This window comes from Catenulispora acidiphila DSM 44928 (assembly GCF_000024025.1).
Taxonomy (GTDB): domain Bacteria; phylum Actinomycetota; class Actinomycetes; order Streptomycetales; family Catenulisporaceae; genus Catenulispora; species Catenulispora acidiphila.
On the sequence record NC_013131.1, the window covers coordinates 10,083,896 to 10,101,076 of the forward strand.

Below are 17,181 nucleotides of genomic sequence, written 5' to 3' on the forward strand. Positions count from 1 at the left end.
AATCCCCTCCCTAGAAAGCTTTATTAAAAGCTATCCGAGAAGGGGTCTAGGCTGTCAAGCGTGACCAGCCCTCCGGACCGCGCCGAGCAACTGCTGGCCGCCTGGCGCGCCGAGCTGCCCGAGGTCCTGGGCCCGACGACCGAGCTCACGAAGCGGGTCCTCATCCTGGCCGGCCGCCTGGACGCCGCCACCCGTGCTGAGCTGCCCGCGCTGGGCCTGACCGTCGCGGCCTACGACGTCCTGCTCGCGCTCCGCCGCGCCGGCGCGCCCTACCGCATGCGCTCCAACGAGCTCACCCAGGACCTCCTGCTCAGCACCGGCGGCACCAGCAACGTCATCAACCGCCTGGCTGCCGACGGCCTCGTCCACCGCGAGCCGGACCCCGCTGACGGCCGCAGCACCTTGATCCGCCTCACCCCCGAGGGCGTGACCCTCGCCGAACGCGCGGTCCTCGCCACCAGCGCGGCGCACGAGGCGGTGTTCGCTGGGCTGCCACCCGAGGTCATCGAGGCGGCGACGCTCGCTCTTCGCGCGATCCCCACTGCACCCCCGACCGGCGCAGTACAGCCGGCAGTCGCCCGGGCGCGGCGACACACCACGCAGCCCTGAATCGTCCCGTGTAGTCGCGATCGTGCAGGCCAAGCGCTTTTCCGGGCTAGTTCGACGCCGCAATCGCAGTCCGGCGCAGCACGATGATGTTCTCCGTGACCGTTGCCTTCTGTCCCTGCGGTCCGGTGGCAGTCCGCTGAGGTGCGTCACACCGCTCGACGCGCCATAAGTCGTCGAGCGCCAGCGAGGCCAGCACCTCCTCGGGCGCCGGGAAGCTCACGTCCTGGCCAGCCTGCCACGACCAGGGCGCCACTGAGGCGTGCTCCACCACGATCAGCAGCCCGTTCGGCGCCACGGCGCGGGCGGCTTTGCGCAGCACTTCAGTGCGCGGGATCGCGATCGGCGTGTGGAAGTAGGTCGCGCAGACGAGGTCAAAGTCGCCCGCGGGGAAGGTCTGGGCCAGGTCGTGGCGGACGGGATGCACCCGTTCGGCCGCACTGACCGCCCACGCCCCTTCGGCGACGCGGTCCAGCGCGGTCTGCGAGACGTCGACGGCGGTGACGTCCCAGCCCTGAGTGGCCAGCCAGATCGCGTCGCCGCCGTGGCCGCATCCCAGGTCGAGCGCGGTGCCCGGCGGCGGGGCGAAGGTGGCGAGGAGGTCTTTCAGCACGACGTTGGGCTTGGTGCCCCAGCTGGGGTCGAAGCGCGCGTAGTGCTTCTCCCAAAAGGTCGCGGAGTCAGTGGTGGTCTCGCTGTGCATGGAAGTCTCTTTTCGCAGTGAGGTCGCGCACCATCGACCTTGCGCGACTCCCTGCCGGACTTGCAATCCTTCATGCCGATTCAGCAACCTGGAGTCATGCCGACCTCGAAGCCGCCGAAGACCGAGCAGCCGCCCACCAGGCGGCACGTCCTGGACGCCGTCGGTCCGCGCCTGCGCGAGCTGCGCCACCGCCGCGGCCTGACCCTGGCCGACCTCGCCGAGCGGACCGGCATCAACGAGAGCACCCTGTCCCGCTTGGAAGGCGGCGCCCGCAAGCCGACGCTGGAACTCCTGCTCCCGCTCGCCGAGGTCTACGCCGTCCCCCTCGACGACCTCGTGGGCGCGCCGCGCACCGGCGACCCGCGCATCCACTTGCGCCCGGTGAACAGGCACGGGATGACGCACATCCCGCTCAGCCAGCCCGGCGGCGTCCAGGCGCACAAGCTCCTCATCCCGCCCCGGCCCGACGTCGAGCCCGACCTGAAGACCCACGAGGGATTCGAATGGCTCTACGTCATCAGCGGCCGGCTGCGCCTACTGCTCGGCGACCAGGACCTGGTGCTCAAGCCGGGCGAGGCCGCGGAGTTCGACACCCAGGTCCCGCACTGGCTCGGCGCCGACGGCGACCGAACCGTCGAGCTCCTGATCCTGTTCGGGAAGCAGGGAGAGCGCGCTCATCTCAAGGTGCGGACAGCCTAGTCTCCTAGGCTGACCTGCCAGGGACGGATCTTCTCGGGGTTCGCGACCGCCCAGATGCGCCTGATCCGCTCCCCCGCGATCTCGAACGCGAAGACGCTCACCGTGCGGCCTTCCCGCAACGCGGCGAGTCCGGGCAGTCCGTTGACGCTGCACTCCACGAACGTCGTGTGCCCGTGTACCACGCCGGCGAGTTCGGCGTAGGCGCGGGCGATCTCAACGCCGCCCACGATCGGCTCCACATGGGTCGTGACCAGGCCGCCGCCGTCGGCGGTCGCGGTGGCGTCCGGGTCGAGCAGGCCGATCAGGGCCTGGATGTCCTGGGCCGCCCACGCCGCCTTGAAGTCCCGCACGATCTCGGCCTGCCCGGCGCTCTGGCTTGGGTTCGGGCTCGGGTTCGGGCTGCGGCTGGCCGGCGGCTGCGCGCTACGGATCCGGCGGCGGGCTGAGGATGCCAGTTGGCGGCACGCCGCCGGGGTGCGGCCGACGATCTCGGCGACCTCCCCGAAGGGGTAGCCGTAGACGTCGTGGAGGACGAACGCGACGCGCTCGGCCGGGGTCAGCGCGTCCAGGACGACCAGGAACGCCATGGTCACGGACTCGTCGAGGGTGACCCGGTCGGCCGGGTCGGCACGGTCTGTGCCGGTGCGCCCCGCGATCCATTCCGTGGGTTCGGGCAGCGGCTCGGGGATCCATTCCCCGACGTACGTCTCCCGCCGGACCCGTGCTGAGGCGAGCTGATTCAGGCAGATCCGGCTGGCGACGGTCATCAGCCAGGCGCCGGGCGCCTCGATTGCCTGCTGTTCCTCGGCGGACATGGCGTACCAACGGGCATAGGTCTCCTGCACGACGTCTTCGGCGTCGGCGAGGGAGCCGAGGAGCCGATAGCCGAGGTTGATCAGCTGGCGGCGCCCGCTCATGATCGCGTTGAAGTCCGCATTCATGGTCTGGCCTCCTCCTCGTTCGCCTCTGCTCCGTGCCTCTACTCAATACGACAAGACAGGGCCGCGAACTGTGAGGCCGACTCTGAGTCCGACTCCCTGACGTTTCGCTGGGCTGTCTTGTCGTACTGGTGAGACCAAAGGTCAGACCAGAGGGGACACTCCCATGAACGACTCCCAGACGATCACCGCACCGAGCGGCGAGTTCGCCGTCCCGGCGACCGCCGACCGCCTCGAGCGGGCCGCCGCCGCGCTGCGCTCCGGCGGCTTCAGTGTCGAGATCCTTGCCGACGTCGTAGCCGCACGTATCCGCCTCAAGGAGCTGATCCCCGAGGGCGCGACCGTGTTCACCGGCGCCAGCGAGACCTTGCGGCAGTCCGGCATCGATGACGACATCAACGCCAGCGGACAGTACGACGCGGTCCGGCCGCGCGCGCTGGCCGCCGACCGCGCCACCCAGGCCGACGAGATCCGCCGGATGTGCGCCGTCCCCGATTACGTCGTGAACAGCGTCGCCGCGGTCACCGAGACCGGCTCGCTGATCCTGGCCTCGGGCACCGGCAGTCAACTGCCCGCCAGCGCGGGCGGGGCGGCCCACGCGATCTGGATCGTCGGCGCGCAGAAGGTGGTTCCCGACCTGGACGCGGCGCTGCGCCGGGTCGAGGAGCACAGCCTGCCGCTGGAGAGCGCGCGGACCATGGCGGCGTATGGATCGCCGAGCATGGTGAGTCGGCTGCTGATTCTCAACAGGGAGTTGATCCCGGGGCGGGGCACTGTGTTGCTGCTGCGCGAGGCCATCGGGTTCTGATTCGCAGGATCTTGCAACGTCAATCGCGCCTACCTGCTCATCGCGCGGATGTGGGCACGTTCGCCCTGCCGTCCGATGAGGCTCAGGTACTCGACCGGTCCGGCTGAGGTGGCGCCGAACCAGTGCGGGGTACGCGTGTCGAACTCCGCGACCTCGCCTGCCTTGAGCAGCAGGTCGTGCTCCCCGAGGACGAGCCGGAGCGTGCCGTTCAGGACGTAGACCCAGTCGAAGCCCGCGTGCGTGCGGGGGTCCGGCGCGTCGTCGTCGCGCCCGGCCGGCAGGACGAATTTGTATGCCTGGATCCCGCCGGGCCTGCGGGTCAGCGGGAGGATCACCGAGCCGTCGCCGCAGGCGATGGGGCGCAGGTGGAGGCGGGGGTCGCCGGTCGGCGGGGCGTCGACGAGCTCGTCGAGGGTGACGCCGTGGGCGCGGGCCAGCGGGAGGAGCTGCTCCAGGGTGGGGCGGCGGAGGCCCGCTTCGAGGCGGGACAGGGTGCTGGCCGAGATGCCGGTCTTCTTCGCCAGGTCGGTGAGGGTGATGTCGCTGCGCTGGCGGAGGCGTTTCAGCCTCGGGCCGACGGCGTCGAGGGTGCGGTCGATCTCCTCGTGGTTGTCGAGGTCCTCCGGGTCTGCCAGGTCGATCTGCGCTTCGTGGGTGTGGCGTGCTTCGGGCTCGTCGCGCTCGTGCTCCATGCCTGCCATTTTGCCATTCGGCAAGAAGGTTTGCGTTTCCGCCGCGCGGTTCGCACTCTGGCGACGTACCGCTCGTGAAAGGGAACCTCATGCCGATGATCCGCTCGTCCCGTCCACAAGCCCTCGACCCCGCCGACTCCGCCGACACTGCCGTCCAAGACCCTCGGCAGCGGCGCTCGATCCTGGTGGCCGTCTGCATCGCGCTCATGGCGGTCATCGCCTCGGTCTCCGGGCTGAGCGTCGCGCAGCCGGAGCTGTCGGCGTCGTTCGGCGCCTCGCAGACCGAGGTCCTGTGGATCATCAACGTCTACACCATCACCCTGGCCGCGCTGCTGCTGCCGCTCGGCGCGCTCGGCGACCGCCTGGGCCGCAAGCCGATGCTGCTGGCGGGGCTGCTCGTCTTCGGCGTCGCCAGCGCGGCCGCCGGCCTGGCCGGTTCGCCGGAGGTCATGCTCGGCGCCCGCTTCCTCAGCGGCGTCGGCGCGGCGATGATCATGCCGGTCACGCTCGCCGTCATCACTTCGACGTTCCCGGAGGAGGAGCGGGCGAAGGCGATCGGCGTCTGGACCGGCGTCGCCGGCGGCGGGGGCATCCTCGGGATGTTCCTGTCCGCGGCCCTCGTCGACCTGGCGAGCTGGCGGTGGCTGTTCGTACTGCCGGTCGTGCTGGTCGTGGTGGCCGGCGCGCTGGCCCTGCGCTCGATCCCCAACTCCCGCCAGGCAGCGGAGCACCGCTTCGACACGGTCGGCGCGCTGACGTCGCTGGTCGCCGTGGTCGGACTCGTCTACTTCCTGCACGAGGGCCCTGACAGCGGCTGGACCGCACCGGCGACGCTGGTGAGCGGGCTGATCGGCGTACTCGGCGGCGCCGGATTCGTGCTCTGGGAACTGCGCAGCGCGGCTCCCCTGCTCGACGTCCGCCTGTTCCGCGAGCGCCGCCTCGCCGGCGGCTCGATGTCGCTGCTCGCCGTCTTCGGCGTCCAGGCGGGCATCTTCGTGGTCCTGTTCCCGTTCCTCCAGGCGGTCCTCGGCTGGTCGAGCCTGCACTCCACCCTGGCGATGATGCCGATGGCCCTCCTGATGATGGCCGCCTCCGGCCTCGCCCCCCGCCTGGCACCCCGCATCGGCAGCCGCGCGACCATGGCCACCGGCATCCTGGTGAGCGCCGCAGGCCTCGCCCTCATGGCCGCCCTGGTCTCAGTCACCGGCGGCTACCTGTCGATCCTGCCCGGCATGCTCGCCATGGGCCTCGGCATGGGCCTGACAATGACCCCCGCCACCGAGGCCATCACCAGCTCCCTCCCCCACGACAAGCAAGGCGTCGGCTCCGCCCTCAACGACGTCACCCGCGAATTCGGCACCGCCCTAGGCGTCGCCCTCCTCGGCGCAATAGTCACCGCCGGCTACCGCAGCACCATCAGCCCAAAGCTGCACGCAATCCCACCCCACATCGCCGAAACCGCCCGCCAAGGCATCGCCAACGCCCTCACCACCGCCCCCACCGCAGGCACGCAAGCCCAAGCCCTCAAACTCGCCGCCCGCGACTCCTTCGTCAGCGGCTGGCAGAACGCGATGTGGGCAGGCGCCGCGGTGATGGCGATCGTGTTCGTGGTGATCGCGATGCCCGGCATACGGCGGCGGTCGCAGGCTGTGGAAACCCAGAGCGAGAGCTCGGTCGCTCCACAGCAAGCGTCCGGCCTCGAAGACCTCACCGCGAAGCGCTAGTCCCGTCCAGCACCGCCTGGAGCCGCTGCGCCAAGGCCGTGTTGCGGGCGCGGCCGGCGTTGTGAACGGCGATCTCGAGGGCGCGGCGTTGGCCCACGAGGACGACGAGCTTCTGGGCGCGGGTGACGAGGGTGTAGAGGAGGTTGCGGTAGAGCATCAGCGGGCCGGTCTCGGTGGTGAGGGGGGCCACGACGTAGGGGTACTCGCTGCCTTGGGAGCGGTGGACGCTGATGGCGTAGGCGTGGAGGAGGTCGTCGAGTTCGTCGAAGTCGTAGACCGCGATGTCGCCGTCGTCGGTGCGGAGTTGGACGGTGCGGGACTGGGGGTCGAGGTCGGAGACGACGGCGGTGGTGCCGTTGAAGATGCCGGCGCTGCCCTTGTTGGGGTCGTTGCGGATCGGCATCACCTTGTCGCCGATACGGAACACCGATGTGCCGGCCCAGTGCTCGGCCTTGTCCGGGTCGGCGGGGTTGAGGCGTTCCTGGAGGCGGCGGCCGAGCTCGACGGTGCCGGTCGCGCCGCGGCGGGTCGCGGCCAGGACCTGGACGTCGGACGGCGGGACCCCGTGGGACGCCGGGATGCGGCCGGTGGCGATCTCCAGGATGCGCTCGGCCACCTGCGCGGGGTCCTCGACCTCGTCGAACCAGAACTCGCTGGTGCGCGGGTTCGGCATCCGTCCGGCGCGGATCAGGTGGGCGTTGGTGGTGATGGAGGAGCCTTCGCCTTGGCGGAACACGTGGGTCAGCTCGGTGCGCGCGACGTCCGGCACCCGCAGTAGGTCTTTCAGGACGCTGCCAGGCCCGATGGACGGCAGCTGGTCCACGTCCCCGACCAGGAGCAGGTGCGTCCCGGGCGGAACCTGGCGGGCGAGCTTGAGGCCGAGGAACACGTCCAGCATGGACGCCTCGTCGACGACGATCAGATCGGCCATCAGCGGACTGTCCTCGAACAACGCGTCCGGATCGGCATCGGGGAGATCGGCCACCAGCCGGTGGACCGTCATCGCCCGCATCCCGGTCAGCTCGGCGAGCCGCTTGGCGGCCTTGCCGGTGGGCGCCGCCAGCGTCACCCTCCCGCCGCAAGCCTTCACGATCTGCGCGATGGTCTTCACCGTGTGGCTCTTGCCGCACCCCGGACCGCCGGTGAGCACCGACACCGTGTGCGTCAGCGCCATCCCCACCGCTGCCCGCTGCCCCTCGTGCAGGTCGGGGTGGTCGGCGTCGAGGGTCTCCGCACGTCGCCGGGCCGCGACCGGGACGTCCGAATCGGCGTGCAGCACCCTGGTGACCGCCGTGGCGAGGGCGCGCTCGGTGTTGTGCAGCGTCTTGGCGAACACGACCGTCGCGGGCGGACCGACGTCCTCCAGCCCGGGGTTCGGATCAGGCTCCAGTATCACCGCCCGATCCGCGGCCAACTGCTCCAGCTCGATACGGACGAGCTCGCGATCCTGCCCCACCAGCCGCGCCGCGTCCACGAGCAGATGCGTGCGGTTCATATAGCAGTCGCCGTCACGCCGAGCGGCCTCCAACCGGTCGCTCAACGCGGCCCGCAGCCGTTTCGGATCCTGCTCCGCAACCCCGGACGCCAAGGCGATCTTGTCCGCGATAGCGAAGCCAATGCCGCGCACCTTCTCGATGAGCAAGTACGGATCCTTGCGCACCACAGCCATCGAATCCGACCCGAACTCGGTATAGATCTTCGCGGCCATCAGCGGCGAAATCCCGAACCCCTGCAGAACGACCATCAGATCCCGGATCATCTTCTGCCCGATCCAGGAAGCCACGATCTTGTCCTTGCGCACCGCGCCGATCCCGGTCACCTCGGTCAGCCGCTCCGGCTCGGCATCGATGACCGCCAGCGTCTCCGCACCGAAGTGCTCGACGATCGCAGTGGCCAGACCCGGCCCGATCCCCCGGATCAAGCCAGAACCCAGGTACATCCGGATCCCGCGAATATGTGACGGCAGCACGCATTCACACGAGCGCACTGCCAACTGCGACCCAAACCGAGCGTGCTGAACCCACCGGCCGGCCAGCAGCACGACCGAACCAGGCTGCACCCCAGCCAGCGCCGCACCGGCAGCCGTGAACTTCCCGTGCTCATCAGAGGCCAGCCGCGCCACGGTGTACTCGTCCGCCCGAACGAAGATCAGCCGCTCCACAGCAGCCTCGACCTCGACACCACCAGCCAGCTCTGACTCACTCACCAGCCACGCACACCTTCATCGACGCCAAGCGCACCCGGACCACCCGGCACCCCCGCGATCGGCACAGCATGATTTCGGAGTGTAGCCACGACCTCCGACGGCGGCGGTCGCAACGCCCCGACCAGCAAAGAGGCGCCCCCGAAGCGGGGACGCCGAAAGCACGTTCGTAGGGCGCGTGGGACTCGAACCCACAACCCACGGGTTAAAAGCCCGCTACTCTGCCAATTGAGCTAGCGCCCCACACACGCCTCGGGCGTGTGTCGCGTACCAGGGTAGCGGGTCGGCTGTCGTTCGCAGAACCGGTTACGGGTTCGTGGGGGGCGGGCCCGCTGGGCTGGTGTGTGCTGGGGGCGCTAATCATTTTGGCTCCTGGGCTGATCGTGCTCTATGCTTCAACTCGTCCCCGACGGACGGATGGACGTTGAGGGCAGACCAGCCCCCATCGTCTAGAGGCCTAGGACGCCGCCCTTTCAAGGCGGTAACACGGGTTCGAATCCCGTTGGGGGTACGCGGTGCCAGCTTGGCTGGAACGTGGTTATGAAGTGCGGCGGTAATCCGATATGCTCTACCGGGCGGTCGGGGAACCGGCCGAACAGGTGAAGCAAGGCAGGACAAGTACATACAAGGTCCCGTGGAGCAGCTAGGAGTGCTCGCCACCCTGTCAAGGTGGAGGCCGCGGGTTCAAATCCCGTCGGGACCGCAGATGAAGAGCCGCCGCGAGGCGGCTCTTTTGCGTTGCGGCTGCGTTGCGTGGACAGGTGGGCGGAAAGACCCGGTCAGCCCCGTACCGGTGGCCCTCGGCTCGGCGGAACGCGATGATCGGCTCAGGCGTTCATTGTTCGAACTGCCGGCGCGAGGAGATACGGGGAGACATGCGCTTCATCCTGAACATCATCTGGCTGGTGCTCTGCGGATTCTGGATGGCCGTGGGCTATGTGGTCGCCGGCATCATCTGCTGCGTACTGATCATCACCATCCCGTGGGGACTGGCGTCCTTCCGCATCGCGAACTACGCGCTGTGGCCTTTCGGCCGGACGATCGTGTCCAAGCCCACCGCCGGCGCGATGTCGTTCGTCGGGAACATCATCTGGTTCATCGTCGCCGGGCTGTGGCTGGCGATCGGCCATGCGGTCACCGGTGTGCTGCTCTGCCTGACGATCATCGGCATCCCGCTGGGGGTCGCGAACTTCAAGCTGATCCCGGTCTCGCTGGCGCCGCTCGGCAAGGAGATCGTGACCAGCCGGGAGGCGGACGCGCGGTTCGGATACCGCTGAGGAGTGAGGGCCGGGCCGGGCGGCGAGGGCTTCCCCAACCCGGTGGGAGGCACCGCCCGCCATCCGGTATGCTGTTCGAGGCGTCCGGGAGACCGAGCGCTTTCGCAGTGGGGCCAGGTAGCTCAGTTGGTACGAGCGTCCGACTGAAAATCGGAAGGTCGGCGGTTCGACCCCGCCCCTGGCCACCTCGAAGAACGACTGCAGAACCCCGTCGGGTGACCGGCGGGGTTCTTTCGTTTCCAGCCTCACCCGGAGAGGAAAGTGAGTAGCGTTGGCGGGCGACACTCAGCCGAACAGGGGGAGCGCGATGCGGCGTGCCATGGTCGTGACCGTGTCCAACCGCGCGTCCCAGGGGGTGTACGCCGACACCACGGGTCCGATCATCGTGGAGCGCCTGGCCGAGCTCGGCTACGCGGCCGCAGGGCCCGAGGTCGTGCCCGACGGCGCACCGGTGGAGGCCGCGCTGAGGCGGATGCTCTCCCTGGGCTACGACGCCATCATCACCACCGGCGGGACCGGGATCTCGCCGACGGATCAGACCCCGGAGATGACCCGGCGGGTGCTCGACTACGAAGTCCCCGGTATCGCTGAAGCAATCCGTGCCGAAGGACTGGTGAAGGTACCCACCGCCGCTCTGTCGCGAGCGACGGCCGGCGTCGCGGGCAACACCCTCATCGTCAACCTGCCCGGCTCCCCCGGCGGGGTGCGCGACGGCATGGCGGTGCTCGGGCGGATCCTCGGGCACGCGCTCGACCAGCTGCGCGGGGGCGACCACTGAACCGGCCCGCCGGCTGGGGCGCGGCCTGGCCGGCCGTCCTGAGCGACGGACCCGTTCGGCTGCGTCCGTTGGCATTGTCCGACGCGCCGGCGTGGCGGGAGCTCAAGGAGCGGAACCGGAGCTGGCTGACGCGCTGGGAGGCCACCGTGCCGCCCGGCGACACCAGCGGACGGATCACCTTCCGGCAGATGGTGCGGCGGCTGCGCACCGAGGCGCTGGCCGGCCGGATGCTGCCGTTCGCCATCGACTACGCCGAGCCGCTGGACCCCGCCGACGCCCCTGACGCCGAGTCCGCCGAAGCCACTGCCGCCGCCGGCAGCGAGCACGCCAAACACCGCGCACGCCGTCCCGCCAAGCCGACCGCGCACCGGCTCGTCGGCCAGCTCACCGTCTCCAGCATCACCTGGGGCTCGCTGCGCTCGGCGAACATCGGCTACTGGGTCGACGAGACCGTCGCCGGCCGCGGCATCACCCCGACCGCGGTCGCACTCGCCGTCGACCACTGCTTCCGGGCCGCCGGGATGCACCGGATCGAGGTCTGCATCCGCCCCGAGAATGCGGCGAGCCTGCGCGTGGTCCACAAGCTCGGTTTCCGCGCCGAAGGACTGCGCCGCGCGTATCTGCACATCGACGGCGACTGGCGCGACCACGAGGCGTTCGCGCTCACCGCCGAGGAAGTGCCCGAAGGGCTGCTGTCCCGGTGGCACGTCACTCTTTCGAGCACCGGGACTACTCCGGCAGGGTGACAAATGGTATGGAGCGTGCTTGATGGGGGAACAGCGGACACCCTAGACTGATCAACTGGCCCCTTCTGTCACAACAGTCTCGTCACAACCTCAACGACACGCCGACGGAATGCGCCTTGATGATCGTCGCCCCCTCTACTGTGCTGTGTTGTGAGCAGCAGCGGCCTCATCTACGCGGGAATCGTCGGCGCCTGGGCCGTGTACCTCGTCCCAGTGTGGCTGCGCAGGGAAGAGCAACTGAACGAGGCGCGCGAGAAGGCGCGATACGCCGCTGCCATCCGCACCCTCGGACGCAGCGAACGCTTCGAGAAGAAGGTGCTCGCCGAGGAGGCGCTGGCCGCCACCGGAACCGACGGCGCGCCCAACCCCCGCGCCGCGGACCGGCGCCCTCCCGAGACCCCGAAGCTCCGCAAGACAGCCGTCCTGCCGACTCCGGCCTCGGTCGAGAGCGTGAAGCAGAAGCCCACGCTCAAGCCGAAGCCGGCGCCGTCCCCGGCCGCCCAGCCGCGCAAGCGCGTCACCGCACGCCTGCCGCACCACCAGCCGGTCGCCAAGCCGTCCCCGGCGGCGACGGCCGCCCGGCGCCGTGGCGTGCTGCTGATGCGCCGCCGCCGCGTGGTCGCCGCGTTGTTCACGCTGGCGACCCTGGGCGCCGTCGTGAGCACCTTCCTCGGCCTGGACTACATCTGGGCGATGCTGGCGCCGGCGGCGCTGTTCTCCGGCTACGTCGTCTACATCCGCCGGGACGAGAAGCAGCGCACGCGCGAGCGTTACCGTCGCCGTGAGGCCGCGGTGGCCGCCGAGCGGCGCCGCGAGCGGCAGCGCCAGGGCGAGCAGCGCGCGTCGGCGCCTTCAACGCCGGCAGCGCCCGCCGACGCGACCGTGCGCGAACCCGAGTCGACGGTGTGGCGCCCGGCGCAGTCTCCGCAGGAGTACAGGCGCGCAGCCAACGGGTAGCGGCCCGAAACGGGTTTTAGAACGGGTCGGCCCATGTGATAGATTTCAGACTCGTTGAAGGGCCTGTGGCGCAGTCTGGTAGCGCACCTCGTTCGCATCGAGGGGGTCAGGAGTTCAAATCTCCTCAGGTCCACACAACAACGCTTTGAGGCCTTCCGGATATCCGGAAGGCCTCAAAGCGTTTCTCGGCGCTACTCCATATGACTGCACGCCGGACCAGCGGGTTTGTCCCGACGGCAGCCCGGCTAGATCTGCACACGGCATCCTTTCCGATCGCAGATCCAAGGCCAGGAGAGACCGCTTCCCATGTTCGGACACCTCCGTACCGCGGCGACCTGCGCGGCCGTCGCCGGCATGCTGGCGCTCTCGGCCGCGACCGCCGCCGGCGCCACGAATTCACCGGTGCACCGCTCCGGCCTCCAGCAGGAGCTCGAAGCATTCGTACACGAGCAGGGCGGTCCGCCCGGGGTCATCGTGACCTTCGAGCGGCGCGGCGCCACGAGCGTCTACCGTGCCGGGGTCGCCGACATCGCGACGCGACAGCCTCCGCGCGCGCGGGACGCCATGCGGATCGCCAGCGTCGCCAAGGCCTTCAGCGGCGCTGTGGCGCTCTCGCTGGTCGCGCGCGGAACGCTGAGCCTCGACGACACCATCGCGCACCGCCTGCCCACCCTTCCGGCGGCGTGGGGCGCGGTGACGCTCCGCGAGCTGCTGCAGCACACCAGCGGACTCCCGGACTATTCAGGGACGTCGGCGTTCCGCGAAGAGCTCGCGGCGGACCCCCACCATGTCTTCGCGCCCGAGGACCTGTTGCCCTTCGCTGCCTCACAGCCGCTGCTGTTCCCGCCGGGCACGCGGTATCAGTACTCCAACTCCGACAACGTCGCGGTCGGGCTCATGGCCCAGGCAGCGACCGGCCGCCCCTACGAGCAGCTGCTGAGCAGCCTCGTGTACCGGCGCATCGGGCTGTCGAAGACCAGCCTTCCGACGGGCTTTGACATGCCGAAGCCGTATATCCACGGCTACGGGGTCCGCGACGGCCGACTCCAGGACGTAAGCACCGAGTTCAGCGCGTCAGCCTCCTGGGCGTCCGGGGGCATCGTCTCGACGCCGAAGGACCTGAACGCCTTTATCGAGGCCTACGGCGGTCCCAAGTACCTGCCTGATCGGGTACGCCAGGCACAGCTGGCGTTCATCGACGGCAGCTCCGAACCGGCCGGACCGGGAACGAACGCAGCCGGCCTCGGGATCTTTCGATACGTGACCCGCTGCGGCACGGTCTACGGACACACCGGCAACACCTCGGGATACACGCAGTTCGCCGCGGCCTCGCCAGACGGTAAGAGGTCGATGACGTTCTCTGTGAACGCGCAGATCACGAAGACGACCAACGCACCGTTGCTCGCTCGGATGAGGGACATCGAAGAGGATGCCGTCTGTCAGCTGCTGAGCCGGTGAGGAAGCAGCGCACAGAGCGATGAAGCCCGAAAACGACTCAGGCCCCGAACCAGAGGTTCGGGGCCTGAGTATTAATTTTAGTCCGGCCGCGTCCTACTCTCCCACCAGGTCCCCCTGGCAGTACCATCGGCGCTGGCGGGCTTAGCTTCCGGGTTCGGAATGGGACCGGGCGTTTCCCCACCGCTATGGCGGCCGTAACAACACGAGACAAACCAGCCGACACACACCCCGCAAGGGGCGATGCCGAGGCCAGTAGGGGTCTCAGATCTAAACAGTGGATGCGAGCAGCAAGAAACTTCACACATGCAAAAGAATCAGCTTTGTGGTCAAGCCCTCGGCCTATTAGTACCGGTCCGCTCCACACCTCACGATGCTTCCACGCCCGGCCTATCAACCCGGTGGTCTACCGGGAGCCTTACCCCATCAAGTGGGTGGGAGACCTCATCTTGAAGCAGGTTTCCCGCTTAGATGCTTTCAGCGGTTATCCTTCCCGAACGTAGCCAACCAGCCATGCTCTTGGCAGAACAACTGGCACACCAGAGGTCCGTCCATCCCGGTCCTCTCGTACTAGGGACAGCCCTTCTCAAGTCTCCTGCGCGCGCAGCGGATAGGGACCGAACTGTCTCACGACGTTCTAAACCCAGCTCGCGTACCGCTTTAATGGGCGAACAGCCCAACCCTTGGGACCTACTCCAGCCCCAGGATGCGACGAGCCGACATCGAGGTGCCAAACCATCCCGTCGATATGGACTCTTGGGGAAGATCAGCCTGTTATCCCCAGGGTACCTTTTATCCGTTGAGCGACCACGCTTCCACAAGCCATGGCCGGATCACTAGTCCCTGCTTTCGCACCTGCTCGACCTGTCGGTCTCACAGTCAAGCCCCCTTGTGCACTTGCACTCGCCACCTGATTGCCAACCAGGCTGAGGGAACCTTTGGGCGCCTCCGTTACTCTTTAGGAGGCAACCGCCCCAGTTAAACTACCCACCAGACACTGTCCCTGATCCGGATCACGGACCGAGGTTAGACATCCAACACGATCAGAGTGGTATTTCAACGCCGGCTCCACCCGAACTAGCGTCCGGACTTCACAGCCTCCCACCTATCCTACACAAACCGAGTCGAACACCAATATCAAGCTATAGTGAAGGTCCTGGGGTCTTTCCGTCCTGCTGCGCGAAACGAGCATCTTTACTCGTAGTGCAATTTCGCCGGGTCCGTGGTTGAGACAGTCGAGAAGTCGTTACGCCATTCGTGCAGGTCGGAACTTACCCGACAAGGAATTTCGCTACCTTAGGATGGTTATAGTTACCACCGCCGTTTACTGGCGCTTAAGTTCTCAGCTTCGGAATCGCTTCCTAACCGGTCCCCTTAACGTTCCAGCACCGGGCAGGCGTCAGTCCGTATACATCGTCTTGCGACTTCGCACGGACCTGTGTTTTTAGTAAACAGTCGCTTCTCGCTGGTCTCTGCGACTCCCCCCAGCTCACACCGCAAGGGTGTTCACCAAAGAGAGCCCTCCTTCTCCCGAAGTTACGGAGGTATTTTGCCGAGTTCCTTAACCACGGTTCACCCGATCGCCTCGGTATTCTCTACCTGACCACCTGTGTCGGTTTGGGGTACGGGCCGCTTGGTCCTCGCTAGATGCTTTTCTCGGCAGCATAGGATCACCCACTTCGCCCCTACGGGCTCGGCATCAGATCTCAGACTATATGCACGGCGGATTTGCCTACCGTACGTCCTACATCCTTACCCCGGGACAACCACCGCCCGGGTTGGGCTACCTTCCTGCGTCACACCATCGCTTGCCTACTACGGACTCGGGTCACCGGCTCCACCACACCCAACACCCGAAGGCGTCAGGGGGCTTAACGGGTTTAGCATCGTCCGGCTCAACATGGGGCGGACCTTCGCGGGTACGGGAATATCAACCCGTTGTCCATCGACTACGCCTGTCGGCCTCGCCTTAGGTCCCGACTCACCCTGGGCGGATTAGCCTGGCCCAGGAACCCTTGGTCATCCGGCGGCGACGTTTCTCACGTCGCATTCGCTACTCATGCCTGCATTCTCACTCGTGCAGCCTCCACCCCTGGGTCACCCCGGGACTTCACTGGCTGCACGACGCTCCCCTACCCATCCATACGCCTGGCCACCTTACTAGGGCGACGGGCTTGATGTATGAATGACACGGCTTCGGCGGTGTACTTGAGCCCCGCTACATTGTCGGCGCGGAATCACTTGACCAGTGAGCTATTACGCACTCTTTCAAGGGTGGCTGCTTCTAAGCCAACCTCCTGGTTGTCTATGCGACTCCACATCCTTTCCCACTTAGCACACGCTTAGGGGCCTTAGCCGGTGTTCTGGGCTGTTTCCCTCTCGACGACGAAGCTTATCCCCCGCCGTCTCACTGCCGCGCTATCACTTCACCGGCATTCGGAGTTTGGCTGATTTCGGTAAGCTTGTAGGCCCCCTAGACCATCCAGTGCTCTACCTCCGGGAAGAAACACACGACGCTGCACCTAAATGCATTTCGGGGAGAACCAGCTATCACGTGGTTTGATTGGCCTTTCACCCCTAACCACAGGTCATCCCCCAGGTTTTCAACCCTGGTGGGTTCGGGCCTCCACGCGGTCTTACCCGCGCTTCACCCTGCCCATGGCTAGATCACCACGCTTCGGGTCTAGGTCATGCGACTCAAACGCCCTATTCGGACTCGCTTTCGCTACGGCTACCCCACCCGGGTTAACCTCGCCACACAACGCTAACTCGCAGGCTCATTCTTCAAAAGGCACGCGGTCACGACCAGAACCGGATAAATCCGGCCTGGCGGAGCTCCCACGGCTTGTAGGCACACGGTTTCAGGTACTCTTTCACTCCCCTCCCGGGGTACTTTTCACCTTTCCCTCACGGTACTAGTCCGCTATCGGTCACCAGGGAGTATTCAGGCTTAGCGGGTGGTCCCGCCAGATTCACACGGGATTTCTCGGGCCCCGTGCTACTTGGGATACTTCTCCAGAGCCAGCCATGTTTCGTCTACGGGGGTATTACCCACTATGCCGGCGCTTTCGCATCGCCTTCGACTACACAACTGGTTTCTTACTCTGTACCAGACCGGCAGACCTGATAGAAAAGTCCCACGACCCCGCCTGCGCAACCCCTGCCGGGTATCACACGCAAACGGTTTAGCCTCATCCGGTTTCGCTCGCCACTACTCCCGGAATCACTGTTGTTTTCTCTTCCTGACGGTACTGAGATGTTTCACTTCCCGTCGTTCCCTCCACACGCCCTATATATTCAGGCGTGGGTGACCGCACTCACATACGGCCGGGTTCCCCCATTCGGACACCCTCGGATCACAGCTCGTTTGACAGCTCCCCGAGGCCTTTCGCGGTCTACCACGTCCTTCATCGGCTCCTGGTGCCAAGGCATCCACCGTGCGCCCTTAAAAACTTGGCCACAAAGATGCTCGCATCCACTGTTCAGATCTCAAACACCCACCGGCTCATCTCCCCCGCCTCGGAACCACCAGCCATCGCCTCAGCGATGCGGTATGGATTCCCGGAGGAGATCCGGTACTGAAGAAGACAACCAA

At 67.1% G+C, this 17,181-nt stretch carries 13 protein-coding genes, 5 tRNA genes and 2 rRNA genes; 13 read left to right on the forward strand and 7 right to left on the reverse strand.

From position 1 onward, the window contains the following. Nucleotides 1-60: 60 nt before the first annotated feature. The gene (locus tag CACI_RS42955; protein WP_015797238.1) at nt 61-609 is read left to right on the forward strand and encodes a MarR family winged helix-turn-helix transcriptional regulator; all 549 of its coding nucleotides are present in this window, start codon (nt 61-63) and stop codon (nt 607-609) included. A 46-nt stretch (nt 610-655) separates the two neighbouring features. Here CACI_RS42955 and CACI_RS42960 read toward each other — a convergent pair whose 3' ends face one another. After that, nucleotides 656-1,309 (reverse strand): class I SAM-dependent methyltransferase, encoded by a 654-nt coding sequence (locus CACI_RS42960; RefSeq protein ID WP_015797239.1) that lies wholly within the window; start codon nt 1,307-1,309, stop codon nt 656-658. Between the two features lie 96 nt (nt 1,310-1,405). Here CACI_RS42960 and CACI_RS42965 point away from each other — a divergent pair, with 96 nt between their 5' ends. Further along, nucleotides 1,406-2,008 carry a helix-turn-helix domain-containing protein gene (locus tag CACI_RS42965; protein WP_015797240.1) on the forward strand — a complete coding sequence of 201 codons (603 nt, stop codon included), beginning with the start codon at nt 1,406-1,408 and terminating at the stop codon, nt 2,006-2,008. On the opposite strand, the gene sigJ is transcribed toward CACI_RS42965, so the two are convergent. After that, on the reverse strand, nt 2,005-2,949 hold the full coding sequence (sigJ, locus tag CACI_RS42970; RefSeq protein ID WP_015797241.1) for an RNA polymerase sigma factor SigJ: 945 nt from the start codon (nt 2,947-2,949) through the stop codon (nt 2,005-2,007). The genes CACI_RS42965 and sigJ overlap by 4 nt on opposite strands. 163 nt (nt 2,950-3,112) lie before the next feature. Here sigJ and CACI_RS42975 point away from each other — a divergent pair, with 163 nt between their 5' ends. Next, a complete protein-coding gene (locus CACI_RS42975) occupies nt 3,113-3,754 on the forward strand; it encodes an LUD domain-containing protein (protein ID WP_015797242.1) in 642 nt (213 codons plus the stop codon). A 29-nt stretch (nt 3,755-3,783) separates the two neighbouring features. Here the strand turns inward: CACI_RS42975 and CACI_RS42980 are convergent, their stop codons facing one another. Then, entirely contained in the window at nt 3,784-4,455 is a 672-nt protein-coding gene (locus CACI_RS42980) for a helix-turn-helix domain-containing protein (RefSeq protein ID WP_015797243.1), read from the reverse strand. A gap of 80 nt (nt 4,456-4,535) precedes the next feature. On the opposite strand from CACI_RS42980, the gene CACI_RS42985 reads away from it, so the two are divergent. Further along, a complete protein-coding gene (locus CACI_RS42985; protein ID WP_015797244.1) occupies nt 4,536-6,170 on the forward strand; it encodes an MFS transporter in 1,635 nt (544 codons plus the stop codon). Here the strand turns inward: CACI_RS42985 and recD2 are convergent. Further along, nucleotides 6,154-8,376, reverse strand: a complete 2,223-nt coding sequence (recD2, locus tag CACI_RS42990) for an SF1B family DNA helicase RecD2 (protein ID WP_015797245.1) — start codon at nt 8,374-8,376, stop codon at nt 6,154-6,156. The genes CACI_RS42985 and recD2 overlap by 17 nt on opposite strands. Before the next feature lie 167 nt (nt 8,377-8,543). Continuing rightward, nucleotides 8,544-8,616, reverse strand: a tRNA-Lys gene (locus CACI_RS42995). Between the two features lie 195 nt (nt 8,617-8,811). On the opposite strand from CACI_RS42995, the gene CACI_RS43000 reads away from it, so the two are divergent. The 9 genes from CACI_RS43000 to CACI_RS43040 all read left to right on the forward strand — a co-directional run bounded on the left by CACI_RS43000 (nt 8,812) and on the right by CACI_RS43040 (nt 13,589). Further along, nucleotides 8,812-8,884, forward strand: a tRNA-Glu gene (locus CACI_RS43000). Nucleotides 8,885-9,001: 117 nt separating this feature from the next. Continuing rightward, a tRNA-Asp gene (locus CACI_RS43005) sits at nt 9,002-9,076 on the forward strand. 172 nt (nt 9,077-9,248) lie between these two features. Beyond that, the gene (locus CACI_RS43010; protein ID WP_015797246.1) at nt 9,249-9,650 is read left to right on the forward strand and encodes a YccF domain-containing protein; all 402 of its coding nucleotides are present in this window, start codon (nt 9,249-9,251) and stop codon (nt 9,648-9,650) included. Between the two features lie 111 nt (nt 9,651-9,761). Beyond that, nucleotides 9,762-9,835: transfer RNA gene (locus tag CACI_RS43015), tRNA-Phe, on the forward strand. A gap of 122 nt (nt 9,836-9,957) precedes the next feature. Next, nucleotides 9,958-10,428: a MogA/MoaB family molybdenum cofactor biosynthesis protein gene (locus tag CACI_RS43020; protein ID WP_015797247.1), complete on the forward strand. Its 471-nt coding sequence runs from the start codon at nt 9,958-9,960 to the stop codon at nt 10,426-10,428. Nucleotides 10,429-10,496: 68 nt separating this feature from the next. Next, nucleotides 10,497-11,174 (forward strand): GNAT family N-acetyltransferase, encoded by a 678-nt coding sequence (locus CACI_RS48825; RefSeq protein ID WP_015797248.1) that lies wholly within the window; start codon nt 10,497-10,499, stop codon nt 11,172-11,174. A 150-nt stretch (nt 11,175-11,324) separates the two neighbouring features. Continuing rightward, nucleotides 11,325-12,131 carry a hypothetical protein gene (locus CACI_RS43030; RefSeq protein ID WP_015797249.1) on the forward strand — a complete coding sequence of 269 codons (807 nt, stop codon included), beginning with the start codon at nt 11,325-11,327 and terminating at the stop codon, nt 12,129-12,131. Nucleotides 12,132-12,190: 59 nt separating this feature from the next. Then, nucleotides 12,191-12,264, forward strand: a tRNA-Ala gene (locus tag CACI_RS43035). A 173-nt stretch (nt 12,265-12,437) separates the two neighbouring features. Next, on the forward strand, nt 12,438-13,589 hold the full coding sequence (locus tag CACI_RS43040) for a serine hydrolase domain-containing protein (protein ID WP_015797250.1): 1,152 nt from the start codon (nt 12,438-12,440) through the stop codon (nt 13,587-13,589). A gap of 80 nt (nt 13,590-13,669) precedes the next feature. On the opposite strand, the gene rrf is transcribed toward CACI_RS43040, so the two are convergent. Both rrf and CACI_RS43050 read right to left on the reverse strand, forming a co-directional pair. Further along, nucleotides 13,670-13,786 (reverse strand): 5S ribosomal RNA (rrf, locus tag CACI_RS43045). A gap of 125 nt (nt 13,787-13,911) precedes the next feature. Continuing rightward, nucleotides 13,912-17,045 (reverse strand): 23S ribosomal RNA (locus CACI_RS43050). Nucleotides 17,046-17,181 lie beyond the last annotated feature (136 nt).